The organism is Methylobrevis pamukkalensis (genome assembly GCF_001720135.1).
Classification (GTDB): domain Bacteria; phylum Pseudomonadota; class Alphaproteobacteria; order Rhizobiales; family Pleomorphomonadaceae; genus Methylobrevis; species Methylobrevis pamukkalensis.
Genome location: NZ_MCRJ01000114.1, coordinates 1 through 13964, shown reverse-complemented (window position 1 = coordinate 13964; position 13964 = coordinate 1). Strand labels below are relative to the sequence as shown.

Genomic DNA, 13964 nt, shown 5'->3' with positions numbered 1-13964 from the left:
GGCCATCACCTGTCCATGACCACAGTCTGTCCGCGTCGGCTGAATCGGTCGTTAAATGACAAGTTTAATTTTAGTCGAATGAACTTCGAATGCTCCGTTAATTTGAAGACTTCTTCACCATCGAATCCCGGGATTCCGCGATTTCGGCAGAAGGTGCCGATCGTCGGGTGGCTGGCGTCCGCAAGACTTCATTCACCACGGCCGACGATCGCCTTTGCCCCGACAACACGCCGAACCTGGGCAGGACGGCGCGCAGATCGGCGTCGCCCGGTTTTTCATCGGCTCACGCCCGGAAAACAGGCACCGGACGCAGTCCGATGCCAGCCGGCGACCACCTGCTGCGAGGTCGGTCAGCCGAGAACGCTGGCGAAGGCTTCGTCGATGCGGGCCTTGCCCCAGTTGCGCACCGGGCTCGGCGGCGCGAAGCGCTCCGCGATGTCGACGCCCTCGCCCGCCTCCAGCCGCCGCTCGACGCCGCCGGCCAGCACCCGCGCCACGCCGCGCTCCACGAACACGCCGAAGACGCCGCGGCTTGGCCCGGCGAACAGCCGTGTGCCGCGGATTCCGATCAGGCCGAAGGTGGTGCGGATGTCGATCCGCGTCTTCGGCAGGTCCTCCGGACGGTCGAAGACCAGCGCCCCGTCGCCGAGCAGCAGCGTTCCGCCCGACTCCGCCACATAACGGTCGATCTTGAGCCGCGCCTTGGCGCCGAGATGCACCGTCGTGCCGCCGTCGAGACCGAGACTTGCGCGCGAGGCGGACGCGGTCCAGACGAGGTCGCCGAGCAGGATCTCCGAGCGCGGCGCCAGCCGCCGCGTCGCATTGAGATGGGCGAAGGCACGACCCGCCGCATCCGCGACCTCGCCGATCCGGCTTTCCTCGACAAAGGCGCCCGCCGCGGTCGGCAAGACCGCCAGCGCCGAGCGCGCCCACCAGGACGCGCCTGTCGATGGTTCCATGGCGGCCGTCATCGTCCCGCTCCGTCCGCTCGTCGTTCATCTGCAGCTCTCCCCCCAACCCGGATTCCCTGATTTCACACGACCGCCGATCCGGCGTCCATGCGGACCGGCCCGCCCTGCCCCAGCGTCACGCGGTCGCCGCAGCGCGCGAGGAAGGCGTGGGGGGCAGTGCGCGTGACGTCCGCCTCGCGGGCGGCAAGAATGCCGTCCGTGCAATCCGGGTGGTGATGGGTCAGCGCCACCGACCGCGCGCCCGTTGCAAGGCCGAGCGCCAGCGCCTGCCGCCAGCCCGAATGGCCGTTGCTGGCGGTCTCACCGCCCAACGCAGCCCCGCCGGCATCGAGAACCACCAGATCGACACCCGCCGCGAAGGCGACCAGCACTTCATCCACCGCCGTCTCGCCGGCCGCATGGTCGAAGATGCAGGCGAGCGCGCCGCCGGGGGTGTCGATCCGGAAGGCATGGGCCCCGCCCGGATGGCAGGTCGGCGCCATCGCGATGCGCAGGCCGTCGCCGGTCGTCCACGCAGCGGACGGATCGAGATCGACACAGGTGACGTCGGCGAGAAAGGCCGTCGGACCCACGGGAAAGAACGGCACACGCATCAGGTCGGCCACCATCGCCGCCGTGCCGCCGGCAAGGGCCGAGGCGAGCGTCACGGCCGTCCCCCGCCGGTACAGCGGCCGGAAGAACGGCACGCCGAGCACGTGGTCATAGTGGGCATGGCTGAACAGAACGGTCACTGCCGGGCATGTGGCGGCATCCAGCGCCTTGCCGAGCGCTCTCGCCCCGGTGCCCAGATCGATCACGACCACGTCGCTGCCGCTGCGCAGCTCGACGCAGGTCGTATCCCCGCCATGAAGGACGTGGTCTGCCCCTGCGACCGGAACGCTGCCGCGCACCCCCCAGAAGGTCACCGTGACGGCCTGTTGCATCCACGCACTCCGGAGCGGGCTGATCATTGGCCAAGAGCTAGCATGTTTCGCCGCGGGCTGCTGTTCCCTGCGTGACAGGACGCCGCCGGTGACGCCCGGACGAATGTTTTCGTTCACCAATGGACGGTTGCGCGGACAGGATCGTTTCTGGCAACGTCGGGGCCGTGGCGGGACGGAGGCGGCGCAGGTGGCGGAACGGACGGCGGTCGAAGCGCGGCGCATCACCCGGATCTTCGGCTCCGGGACCGCGGCCGTGAAGGCGCTCGACGACGTCTCCGTCGAGATCCGCGCCAACGAGTTCTTCACCCTGCTCGGCCCCTCCGGCTGCGGGAAGACGACGCTGCTGCGCATGATCGCCGGCTTCGAGTTTCCCGATGCCGGCGAAATCCTGCTCGACGGCGCCGACATCGCCGCGCTGCCGCCCTATCGCCGGCCGGTCAACACCGTGTTCCAGAACTACGCGCTGTTTCCGCATCTGACGGTGCGCCAGAACATCGCCTTCGGTCTGGAAATGCTGGGCCGGGCGCGGGCGAAGATCGACGCGCGCGTGAACGAGATGCTGCGGCTCGTGCGCATGGAGGAGCTTGGCGACCGGCGCTGCGACCAGATCTCCGGCGGCCAGCAGCAGCGCGTGGCCCTTGCCCGGGCGCTCGCCCCCGAACCGCGGGTCCTGCTGCTCGACGAACCGCTGTCGGCGCTCGACTACAAGCTGCGCAAGGAAATGCAGGTCGAGCTGAAGCGGATGCAGCATCAGACCGGCATCACCTTCGTGTTCGTGACCCACGACCAGGAAGAGGCGCTGACGATGTCGGACCGCGTGGCGGTAATGTCACGCGGCAAGATCCTGCAGATCGGCGACGCCCGCGAAATCTACGAGCATCCGGTCAACCGCTTCGTCGCCGACTTCATCGGCGAATCGAATTTCCTCTCCGGCACGGTTGCCGCCGTCCACGACGGGCGCGCCGAGGTGCGGCTCGACGACGGCCCGGTGATCATGGCCGAGGTGCCGCGCGGCCTGACGCCGACTGGCAGGGTCAGCCTTGTGGTCCGGCCCGAACACGGCGAACTCGCGCCCCCCGGGGGCGGCGGCCTCGCCGGCACGGTGGAGACCGTGATCTATTCGGGCACCGACACCCATCACCGCGTCCGGCTCGACGGCGGCGGCCTGTTCATCGTGCGCAGCCAGAACCGGCGCGGCGTCGCCGGCGGCCGGGCCGAGGGCGAGCGCGTCGCGATCCGCGTGCCCGATGGCGCCGCGCAGATCCTGAGAGACTAGCCGATGCCCAGCGCCGCGCCCCATCCAGCCGTCAGACCCCGCGGTGCGCGGCGCGGCCGCGAGATCGCCCGGCGCTGGCTGCTGTCGGCGCCGGCGCTCCTCGTCATCCTCGTTGCGGCCGTCGGCCCGCTGTTCGTGATGGCGCTCTATTCGGTGATGGCCAAGGGCGATTTCGGCGACGTGCGCTTCGGCACCTTCTCGTCCGAGGGCTGGTTCGGCGTCTTCTTCCAGCGCGACATCTTCGACGACACGCTGACGCTGGCGGACGCGCATCTGACCATCTTCTGGCGCTCGGTGGTCCTGTCGCTGCAGACGACGCTGGCCGCCCTCCTGCTCGGGGTGCCGACCGCCTATTTCATCGCGACCCGGCCGGCACGGAGCCGCGAGATCTGGCTGTTCCTGATCACCATTCCGTTCTGGACCAACCTTTTGATCCGCACCTTCGCGATCCAGGAGGTGATCCGCAACGAGGGCATCCTCAACGGAGCGCTGGTCGGCCTCGGCATCGTCGACCGGCCGGTGCAGATCATGTTCACCGACACGGCGATCCTGATCGGCATGGTCTACGTCTACCTGCCGCTGATGGTGCTGCCGGTCTACGCCAGCATGGAGAAGATCGACTTCCGGCTGGTCGAGGCCGGCTACGATCTCTATGCCGGCCGGCTTGCCGTGCTGCGCCGGATCATCCTGCCGCTGGCCCGGCCGGGTATCGTCGCCGGCAGCATTCTCGTGTTCATTCCCTCGCTCGGCGCCTACGTGACGCCGCGCGTGCTCGGCGGCGGCAAGAACATGATGCTCGGCAACCTGATCGAGCTGCAGTTCGGCCCGGGCCGCAACTGGCCGCTCGGCGCGGCAATCTCGATCACGCTGATGGCGGTGGTGATGCTGGCGCTGCTGGTCTACGTGCGCAACGCCACGAAGGGAGGCCAGCATGGCTGAGTTCCGGGCGCGCCGCGGCAGCAACGACAACCGGCGGGCCCGGCCCGCGCCGCGCCGCCGGACCGGCTTCGACGTGCGCGCCATGCCGGGCGCCGGCACGCTGGCGGTCGCCACCTTCTTCCTGCTCTACATCCCGATGGCGACGCTGGTGGTGTTCGCCTTCAACTCCGGACAGTCGCTGTCGGTCTGGGAGGGCTTTTCCTTCCGCTGGTTCGTCTCGGCCTGGCACAATGCGGCGATCCAGGAGGTGGCGCTGCGCTCGCTGCTGATCGCCGTCGTTGCCGCCACCTGCGCCACCATCGTCGCGACCATGGCCGCGCTGGCGACGACGCGCACGGCGCCCTACCCCGGCCTCACCTTCAAGTATGCCTTCATCAACCAGCCGCTGATGGTGCCGGAGATCGTGACCGCGGTGGCGCTGCTCATCGTGTTCTCGCGGCTCAAGGTGTGGACCGGCTACTCCGGCCTCGGTTACCTCATCCTGGCGCACACCGCCTTCTGCATTCCGTTCGCCTATCTGCCGATCCGGGCGCGGCTGGAAAGCATGGACCTGACGCTGGAGCGGGCGGCGGCCGATCTCTATGCTCCCCCGCTCGCCGCCTTCCGGCGCGTGACCCTGCCGCTGCTGAAACCCGGCATCCTCGCCGGCTTCATGCTGGCCTTCGTCATCTCGCTCGACGACGTGGTCATCACCGAGTTCGTGAAATCCGGCGGACAGGATACGCTGCCGACCTATCTGCTCGGCCAGCTGCGCCGCGGCGTCTCGCCCGACATCAACGCGGTCGCGACGATGTTCCTCGCGCTGTCGGCCGTGGTGGTGACGATCTACTTCCTGATCAATCGACGACGGGTCTGATCGACCGATCGGCCCCAACCACGGAGACGGACCATGCGCTGGAAGCTCGCCACAGGAACCGCCCTCGTCCTCGCCGCCTTTGCGGCCGGGCCGGCAAGCGCCGCCGGAGACCTCAACATCTACAACTGGGGCGACTACACCAGCCCGGAGCTGATCAAGAAGTTCTCCGAGGTCCATGACGTCAAGGTCACGGTCACCGACTTCGATTCCAACGACACTGCGCTCGCCAAGATCCGCGCCGGCGGCCACGGCTTCGACATCGTCGTGCCCTCGGCCAATTACGTGCCGATCTGGATCAGCGAGGGCCTGCTGCTGGAGGCCCGGCCGGACCAGATGCCCAACTTCAAGAATGTCGATCCGCGCTGGGTGGACGTCGCCTGGGATCCGGGCCGGCACTACACCGTGCCGTGGCAGTGGGGCCTGACCGGCATCGTCGTCGACACCTCGCTGTTCAAGGGCGAGATCAACACCTCGGCGATCTTCCTCGACCCGCCGGAAGAGCTTGCCGGCAAAATCAACGTCGCGCCGGAAATGAACGACGTGCTGTTCGCGACCATCCGCTATTTCGGCGGCTCGTGGTGCTCCACCGACAAGGAGATGCTCAAGAAGGTCCGCGACAAGCTGGTCGAGGCGAAGTCGAAATGGCTCGCCATGGACTATGACATCATCGAGAAGTTCGCGAGCCGCGACTACGGCGCCGCCTACTACTGGAACGGCGCGGCCATGCGCTCGCGCGAGAAGAACCCGGACGTCCGCTTCGGCTTCCCGAAGGAAGGCTATCCGCTGTTCATGGACAGCGTCGCCATCCTCAAGGATGCGAAGAATCCGGAGAATGCCAAGCTGTTCATGGACTTCATCATGGAGCCGGAAAACGCGGCGATGATCTCCAACTTCGCCAAATACGCCAACGGCATCGCTGGCTCGGAGGCCTTCATGTCGGTAGAGCTGAAGACCGCGCCAGAGCTGAACATCCCCGCCGAATACGAGGCGGCCGGCGAATTCCTGCTCGCCTGCCCGCCCGAGGTGAACGAGTTCTACACCCGCCTCTGGACCGACGTGAACAAGTGATCGCCCGGCCGCCGGGGCCGTGGTCAGGCTCCGGCGGCCGCCGTTCGCGGTCGTCCCGACGCGGGCTACGGGCTTGCACGGCCGCGGGAACACGCCCTTGCCATGTCGTCTCAGTGGGCCTTGCGAGCGCACGACCCCCATCCGTCCTTCTTACGCCGCGCCACCCTGCGCCTTGATGCGGCTTTGCGGTCTCCCGCCCGCCCACTTTCCTTATTTTCGGCGGTTCCAACGTTTACCTGCTTGCATTACACGTGACGCATCGTGTGCCCGGCCGGCGACGTGGCCGGATGCGCCCGCTTTCCGAGTCCTTCCACCGCCGTGCCTCCCGCAACACGTTGCCGGGACGCGCCACCGTTGCCCGAGCCGGCTTCCTCCCCGGCACCCTGACGTCCAACCGAGGAGCCGCCATGACCGACCCGACGCCGCCCGCGCAGCAAGGCAGCATCCCGCCGGGCGCCGACGAGCCGGTGATCGTCTTCCGCAACGAGGACGGCGGCATGACGCCCGAATTTCTCGAGGCGGTGGTCGCGGCGGTCGAGGCGCGGGATTCCGACCGGGTCCGGGCGCTCGCCGGCGATCTCCACGAGGCCGATTCGGCCGACGTGCTGGTCTCGCTCCACGCCGAGGACCGGGCGCCGTTCGTCGTCCTGCTCGGCAAGGACTTCGACTTCACCGCGCTGACCGAGGTCGACGAATCGATCCGCGTCGCGGTTCTGGAGGAACTGCCGACAGAGGCCGTCGTCGAGGGCCTGCGCGAGCTCGATTCCGACGACGCGGTCTACATCCTCGAAGACCTCGACGAGGCCTACAAGGACGAGATTCTCGCGCAGCTGCCGGTGCCCGACCGGCTCAGCATCCAGCGCAGCCTCGACTACCCGGAAGAATCCGCCGGCCGGCGGATGCAGACGGACTTCATCGCCGTCGCGCCGTTCTGGACCATCGGCCAGACGATCGACTTCCTGCGCACGCAGGAGGGGCTGCCGGAGGATTTCTACGAGATCTTCGTGATCGATCCGGGCTTCCGCCTGCTCGGCACCGTGTCGCTCAACCGGATCCTCAGGTCCAAGCGCCAGACGAAGATTGCCGACCTGATGGACGAGACCAGCCATCCGGTGCGCGCCGACGAGGACCAGGAAGAGGTCGCCCGCATCTTCGAGCGCTACAACCTGCTCTCCACCGCCGTCGTCGACGACGGCGGGCGCCTCGTCGGCGTTCTCACCATCGACGACATGGTCGACGTCATGCAGCAGGAGGCGGAGGAAGACCTGCGCGCCCTTGCCGGCGTCGGCGACGAGGAAATTTCGGATTCGGTGATCTCCACCGTGCGCGGCCGCTTCGTGTGGCTGTTCGTGAACCTCGGCACGGCCATGCTGGCCGCCGCCGTGATCGGCCTGTTCGAAGGCACGATCGGCCAGATCGTCGCCCTTGCCGCCCTGATGCCGATCGTGGCGTCGATGGGCGGAAATGCGGCCTCGCAGACCATGACGGTGGCCGTGCGCGCGCTCGCCACCCGGGCAATCGACCGGCGCAACGCGTTCCGGATCATCGGCCGCGAGGCGACCGTCGGCGCCATCAACGGCTTGCTGTTTGCGCTGCTGATGGGGGTGGCCGTCGGCTTCTGGTTCCAGGACCTGGAGCTCGGCGGGGTGATTGCCGCTGCACTCATTGTTAACCTTGTTGTGGCAGGTCTTGCAGGAATACTGATCCCACTTGGCCTCAACCGGCTGGGGATCGATCCGGCGGTTGCCTCGAGCGTCTTCGTGACCACGGTGACCGATGTCGTCGGCTTCTCCGCATTCCTGGGGCTCGCAACATGGTTTCTGATCGGCTGAGCGATGGGTCCGTCACGGCGCGCGACAAGAACACTGCCGTGCGCCGCAGACCCGATCCCGCATCCGTACGCGGGGGGGCCTCGTCCTTCCGCCGCATCGCCTCGCGCCTCGCCACGGTGGTTGCCGCGGGCCTGATGGTCAGCGCCTGCGCGCTGTTCGATTTCGAGGAGCCCGGTCCGGAGGACTATCCGGTCCAGGGCATCGACGTATCCAAGTATCAGGGCGACATCGAGTGGCACCAGGTGAAGGCCGCCGACATCGAGTTCGCCTTCATCAAGGCGACCGAGGGCGGCGACCATTCGGACACGCGCTTCGAGGACAACTGGTATGGCGCCAAGGCCGCCGGTGTCCGGCGCGGGGCCTATCACTTCTACTATTTCTGCCGCACGCCGGAGGAGCAGGCCGCCTGGTTCATCCAGAACGTGCCCTATGATCCGACCGCCCTGCCGCCGGTGCTGGACATGGAATGGTACCATGACAGCAAGACCTGCAAGCGCATTCCGACCCGGGCCGAGATCCACCAGGAGATGCGTACCTTCCTGACCATCGTCGAGCGCTATTACGGCAAGCGGCCGATCATCTACGTCACGGTCGATTTTCACCGCGACCGGCTCGTCGGCGCCTTCAACGACTACCCGATCTGGGTCCGCTCGGTCGCCGGCCATCCGACGATCCGCTACGGCGACCGCGACTGGACCATGTGGCAGTACACCGCCACGGGCCGCGTGCCGGGCATTCGCGGCAACGTCGACCGCAACACCTTCGACGGCTCCAAGAAGGACTTCGCCCGCTTCCTCGCCGCCTCGCAGATCGACGTGCCGACGTCCTCCATCGTCAGCAGCGCCGAGTGACCTGACGGCTGCGCGCGACCTTGTCGCGCCAGCGACCGTTCACCTTTGGAACGAAGGCCGGCTTGCGGTTGCCGCCGGTCTCCGAATTGGGATAGTGTCCGCGCGGTGATCGTGCCGGCGTCCGCAGGGATGTCGGCCGATTCGCCGGTGCGGTCGCCCGCGTGCGCCCGCCGGCGGTCTCCAAGCCCGATTTCACGATGACGGACGCAAGGCCGCCCCCGGCCGGTGCGTTCGACAGCGAACAGGTGAACTGATCACATGATATCAAAGGGATACCCTGCCGCGATCACAGCGCGTCTCGACGACGAGGACGACGACAAGCCGGAGAAGGCCAAGGAAGCGGCGGCTCCCCAGGTCGACAAGTATCTGTTTCAGTCGCGCACGGTGCTGATCACCGGCGGCATCACGCAGGAACTTGCCCGCGACGTCACGGCGCGTCTGCTCGCCCTGTCGCAGGCCTCGAGCGATCCGATCACCGTGATCGTCTCCTCGCCCGGCGGCCACGTCGAGTCCGGCGACATGATCCACGACATGATCCGCTTCGTGCCGGCCCCGGTGAACATCATCGGCACCGGCTGGGTGGCGAGCGCCGGCGCGCTGATCTACATCTCCGTGCCGAAGGAGCGTCGCTTCTGCACGCCGAACACCCGCTTCCTGCTGCATCAGCCGTCCGGCGGCGCCGGTGGCCAGGCCACCGACATCGAGATCCAGGCCCGCGAGATCATCAAGATGCGCGAGCGCCTAAACCAGCTGTTCTCGGCCGCCACCGGCCAGCCGCTGGCGCGGATCGAGAAGGACACCGATCGCGACTACTGGATGGGCCCCGAGGAGGCGATTGCCTACGGCCTCGCCGGCAGCATCGTCACGTCGGCGAAGGACATCGCCTGACACCGGCGGATCGACGGTCGCCGGGACACTCTTTCGTGCCCGGCGTCACGACGATCCGCGCGGGCGCGCCTCTGGCGGCGCCTGCATGAACCGTATCGGGGTCCCCGCGCGGGACCCCGGCGTTTCGATCCGGGGAACGGAGATCGACATGACCGGACTTCACAGCCTCAAGCGGCTGATCCTGAGGCTTCTGGCGGTTGCGGCCGTCGGCGCCGGACTTGCCGTCGCCTTCGGGCAGGCCGGCGCGAGGGCGCAGACCCTCAGCCCCTACGACACGGCCTACACGACCTTCAAGGCGCCCGACGGCGTGGCGATGCGCTCGGCGATGCAGGACGGCGCATCAGTCGTCGGCACGATCCCGCCCGATGCGACCGGCATCGTGCTGCGCTGGTGCCGGCCCGAATTCAACTTCGGCGACTGGCAGTTCGGCGGCGCAAGAGCCCAGCGCCAGGCGCTCGACGCCCGCTGGTGCGAGGTGTCCTACAACGGCAAGGTCGGCAACGTGCAGGGGCGCATGCTCGCCCCGAAGTGATCCGACACACATGATCGCAGCAGCAGTCCTGCCGGTCACGACGACCACCGATCCATGAGCCGACAAACGAAAAGGGCCGGACGCTTGCGCGTCCGGCCCTTTCGCATTCCTGCGGAGACGTTGCCCTCAGGCGGCGACGTCCTCTTCCTCTTCGGCGAACAGTTCATCCTTGGCGACGGTCTTGTCGTTGACCGTGACGAGGCTGAGCAGATGGTCGACCACCTTCTCCTCGAACACCGGCGCCTGGAGCGAAGCGAGCGCCTGCGCGTCCTTGCGGTAGTATTCGATGACCTCGCGCTCCTGGCCGGGGAACTGGCGGGCGCGTTCGATGAGGGCGCGCTGCAGCTCCGCCTCGTTGACCTTGACGCCGGCGTCCTCGCCGATCTTGGACAGCACGAGACCGAGGCGCACGCGGCGCTCCGCGATCTTCACGTAGTCCTCGCGGGCCTTCTCCTCGGTCGTCTCTTCATCCTCGAAGGACTTGCCGGCGCGCTCCATGTCGGAGGTCACCTGACGCCAGATGATGTCGTATTCCTGCGACACCAGCGTCGGCGGCAGCTCGAAGGCGTAGAGGCCGTCCAGCGCGTCGAGCAGCTGGCGCTTCACCTTCTGGCGGGTCTGCTGGCCATACTGGCTCTGGATCTGGTCGCGGATCAGGTCCTTGAGCTTGTCGAGCGACTCGATGCCGAGGTTGGTGGCGAAGGTGTCGTCGAGGACGAGGTCACCGGGGGCGGCGATCTCGAACACCTCGATGTCGAAGGTCGCGACCTTGCCGGCGAGATTCGGCGCCGGGTAGTCCTCGGGGAAGGTCACCTCGATGGTCTTCTTGTCGCCGACCTTGGCGCCGACCAGCTGCTCCTCGAAGCCCGGGATGAAGCGCTTGGAGCCGAGCATCAGATAGGCCTCGTCGTCGGCACCGCCCTCGAAGGGCTCGCCGTCGACCTTGCCGAGGTAGGAGAGCTTGAGGCGGTCGCCGTCAACGGCTTCCGCGCCCTCGGCCTTCGGCTCGTAGCTGCGCGAGCCGTCGGCGATCTGCTTGAGGCGCTCGTCGATCTCCTCGTCGGTCACCTCGGCGATCGGGCGCTCGATGCTGATGCCGTCGACCGGGGCGATCTCGAAGTCCGGGATGACCTCGTAGGCCATCGTGAAGGCGAGATCGGCCTCGCCGTCGATCACCTTCTCGGCGTCGGCTTCGGCAAGGTCGATGCTCGGCTGGATCGCCGACTTCTCGTTGCGGTCCTTGAGCGCGCTCGAGGTGACCTCGCCGATCGTGGTGTTCACGATCTCGGCCATCGCCGACTTGCCGTAGAGCTTCTTGACGTGACCGAGCGGCACCTTGCCCGGCCGGAAGCCCTTGAGCTGAACGCGACCCTTCATGTCGTTCAGATAGGTGTCGAGCTTGGCGGCGAGCTCGCTGGCGGGGACGACGATCTCGAGTTCGCGCTTGAGGCCGTCTGAAAGTTTCTCGGTCACCTGCATGGGTTGGTCTTTCGTCCCTGTCGTTCTGGCGGATCGGGCCGCAGCGCCCCTTCCGACCAGGCGCCGCACCGTCAATCCGGATGATCGCCTGCCGTCGAACCTCGGTCCGGATCGGCCTGCGCAGTGTTCCTGTTCGCCTCCGCGGTCACCGTTCGGTGCGCGGATGGCGTCCCGGGCGTCGGTCTCCCGGCCGGCCGATCACTCGGCAACGGCCCGGCGGTACCGGCTGCGGCGTACAGGATGCTCCGGATCGTGGTGCGGGCGGAGGGACTCGAACCCCCATGGCTTGCGCCACTGGAACCTAAATCCAGCGTGTCTACCAGTTCCACCACGCCCGCGAAAACGAGCCCCCCGTGCGGCCATGGGCCCAAGGCGCCGCCTCTATAACACCAGTGTCAGGCGGGCGGAAGCGAAAAGACGCCGCGTTCCGGCCCGCTGCGCCGCCGAATTCCGCCGTTCCGGCCGCAATGCGGCGAAGCGATCCTGCCGATCGGCATCCTGTCGCGATGCACCCGGACACGGCGCCGCGCCCCCTGCCCGGTGCGGGATGCCCGGCCCGTCGGCCGGCCCGCACGGATGGCGCAAGGGGCTCGGGTCACTCCGTCTCCAGCCCCTCGCGAAGCACCGTGCGCAAAGCCTCGACCAGGTCGTCGGCAACCAGCCCCGGCCCCGCGACGGTGCCGGCTCGTCCGTGCATCCACACGCCCATGGCGGCGGCGGCAAAGCCGTCCCGCCCCTGCGCCAGCAATCCGCCGATGATCCCGGCGAGCACGTCGCCGGAGCCGGCGGTGGCGAGATCCGCCGGCGCATTCTCATTGACCACGGCGAGGCCGGAGGGAGCGGCGGCGACGCTGTCGGCGCCCTTGAACACCACGACGCCGCCCGACCGTTCGGCGGCCGCCCGGGCGAGATCGATCTTCGAGGCCCCGGCCGGCGCGCCGAACAGGCGGGCAAACTCGCCGGCATGCGGCGTGAGCACGGTGGGCGCCGTCCGGGCGCGGATCAGCGCGAACAGGCTGCCCGGTTCGCCGGCAAAGCTGGTCAGGGCGTCGGCGTCGAGGACGACACCGGCCTCGGAGGCCAGCGCGGCCGCAACCCGCGCCCGTGTCCCCGCGCCGACACCCAGGCCGGCCCGACGACGATCGCGCGCAGGCGCGGCTCGGCGGCAAGCCGGGCGAAGGCCTCCGCGTCATCGGCGCGGCGAACGATCAGGGCGGCAAACTGCGCGCCGGCAAGCGCCAGCGCCTCGGAAGGCGCCGCAAGCGTGACGACGCCGGCCCCGGTTCTGAGACACGCGGCGGCGGCGAGACGGGCGGCGCCCGTCGCCTCGATCCCGCCGCAGGCAACCAGCGCCGCGCCGCGGGCATACTTGTGATCGTCCGGGCGGCGGACGGGCCATTTCTCGCGCCACAGGTCCGGGTGATTGGCAGCAACAGCCGGCGCGATCTTCGTCAGCACGCCTGGCGCAATGCCGATGTCCGCGACCACGACCCGGCCGCACAGGGTCCGGCCCGGCAGCAGCAGGTGGCCGGGCTTGCGGCGGAAGAAGGTGACCGAGCGGGTGGCCTTCACCGCGCAGCCGAGCACCCTGCCCGTCCGGCCATCGACGCCGCTCGGAAGGTCCACCGCGATGACGCTGGCGCCGCGGGCGCCGGCGGCGTTGATCCAGCCGACGAGGCGGGCCGCCTCGCCGTCGAGGTCGCGCGACAGGCCGGCGCCGAACAGCGCATCGACAACCACGTCCGCGTCGCGGAAGGCGGCCTCGCCCGGCGCCTCCACCGCGCCGCGCCAGCTGCGGGCCGCCAGCGCCGCATCGCCGGTGAGCTTGTCCGGGTCGCCGAGAAGCAGCAGGCGGACGACCAGCCCGCGCATTGCCAGCACCTTTGCCGCAACGAAGCCGTCGCCGCCGTTGTTGCCGGGGCCGCAGACGACCACCACCCGCGTGCCATGGCGGTGACGGACGACGATGTCGTCGGCGACGGCATAGCCGGCGTTTTCCATCAGCCGGATGCCCGGCATGCCCGCCGCGATCGTCGCGCGTTCGGCCTCGCCCATCTCGGCGGGCGTCAGCAGCAGATGCCGGCTCGCCTCGTCCTGCGGCCAGGATGCGGTCATCGACGCGTCTCCGTACTGGTGTCCTGTTCATCGCCGATCCTCGCCGCGGCGTCCTCGACCGATAGCCGACGACGCGGACAAAAGCACCTCGTCTCGCGCCGGAGTTTCCCCCCGTGCCGGAGGCGGATCGGCGGGCGTGAACGCTGCATCGATCATTCACGGCTTTGGCCGCGGGCCGTGCTATGATCGGAAGCGATCGAGATCCGCGGCCGTCATCCGATCGAAATGCGCATT

General features: G+C 68.4%; 11 protein-coding genes, 1 tRNA gene and 1 pseudogene. 8 read left to right on the top strand and 5 right to left on the bottom strand.

The genetic code is table 11. The annotated features are described in order from the left end of the window. Window positions 1-350: 350 nt before the first annotated feature. Both A6302_RS16455 and A6302_RS16450 read right to left on the bottom strand, forming a co-directional pair. The gene (locus tag A6302_RS16455; RefSeq protein ID WP_069307951.1) at window positions 351-971 is read right to left on the bottom strand and encodes a FecR domain-containing protein; all 621 of its coding nucleotides are present in this window, start codon (window positions 969-971) and stop codon (window positions 351-353) included. Window positions 972-1033: 62 nt separating this feature from the next. Next, the gene (locus A6302_RS16450; RefSeq protein ID WP_069307950.1) at window positions 1034-1894 is read right to left on the bottom strand and encodes an MBL fold metallo-hydrolase; all 861 of its coding nucleotides are present in this window, start codon (window positions 1892-1894) and stop codon (window positions 1034-1036) included. A gap of 187 nt (window positions 1895-2081) precedes the next feature. On the opposite strand from A6302_RS16450, the gene A6302_RS16445 reads away from it, so the two are divergent. The 8 genes from A6302_RS16445 to A6302_RS16410 all read left to right on the top strand — a co-directional run bounded on the left by A6302_RS16445 (window position 2082) and on the right by A6302_RS16410 (window position 10136). After that, complete coding sequence (locus A6302_RS16445; RefSeq protein WP_069307949.1) at window positions 2082-3170, top strand: ABC transporter ATP-binding protein; 1089 nt, start codon at window positions 2082-2084, stop codon at window positions 3168-3170. Window positions 3171-3173: 3 nt separating this feature from the next. After that, window positions 3174-4109 carry an ABC transporter permease gene (locus A6302_RS16440; protein WP_069307948.1) on the top strand — a complete coding sequence of 312 codons (936 nt, stop codon included), beginning with the start codon at window positions 3174-3176 and terminating at the stop codon, window positions 4107-4109. Window positions 4110-4191: 82 nt separating this feature from the next. Then, complete coding sequence (locus A6302_RS16435; protein ID WP_069307954.1) at window positions 4192-4965, top strand: ABC transporter permease; 774 nt, start codon at window positions 4192-4194, stop codon at window positions 4963-4965. Between the two features lie 33 nt (window positions 4966-4998). Then, complete coding sequence (locus A6302_RS16430; protein ID WP_069307947.1) at window positions 4999-6033, top strand: ABC transporter substrate-binding protein; 1035 nt, start codon at window positions 4999-5001, stop codon at window positions 6031-6033. Window positions 6034-6440: 407 nt separating this feature from the next. Beyond that, the gene (gene mgtE, locus A6302_RS16425; RefSeq protein WP_083255846.1) at window positions 6441-7865 is read left to right on the top strand and encodes a magnesium transporter; all 1425 of its coding nucleotides are present in this window, start codon (window positions 6441-6443) and stop codon (window positions 7863-7865) included. A gap of 38 nt (window positions 7866-7903) precedes the next feature. Further along, complete coding sequence (locus A6302_RS16420) at window positions 7904-8716, top strand: glycoside hydrolase family 25 protein (RefSeq protein WP_342586294.1); 813 nt, start codon at window positions 7904-7906, stop codon at window positions 8714-8716. Between the two features lie 258 nt (window positions 8717-8974). Beyond that, window positions 8975-9604, top strand: a complete 630-nt coding sequence (locus A6302_RS16415; protein ID WP_069307946.1) for an ATP-dependent Clp protease proteolytic subunit — start codon at window positions 8975-8977, stop codon at window positions 9602-9604. A 148-nt stretch (window positions 9605-9752) separates the two neighbouring features. Beyond that, complete coding sequence (locus A6302_RS16410; protein WP_069307945.1) at window positions 9753-10136, top strand: hypothetical protein; 384 nt, start codon at window positions 9753-9755, stop codon at window positions 10134-10136. A gap of 126 nt (window positions 10137-10262) precedes the next feature. On the opposite strand, the gene tig is transcribed toward A6302_RS16410, so the two are convergent. The 3 genes and pseudogenes from tig to A6302_RS16395 all read right to left on the bottom strand — a co-directional run bounded on the left by tig (window position 10263) and on the right by A6302_RS16395 (window position 13670). Beyond that, complete coding sequence (gene tig / locus A6302_RS16405) at window positions 10263-11615, bottom strand: trigger factor (protein WP_069307944.1); 1353 nt, start codon at window positions 11613-11615, stop codon at window positions 10263-10265. A gap of 253 nt (window positions 11616-11868) precedes the next feature. Beyond that, window positions 11869-11953: transfer RNA gene (locus A6302_RS16400), tRNA-Leu, on the bottom strand. Window positions 11954-12210: 257 nt separating this feature from the next. Then, a pseudogene (locus A6302_RS16395) lies at window positions 12211-13670 on the bottom strand (NAD(P)H-hydrate dehydratase). Window positions 13671-13964 lie beyond the last annotated feature (294 nt).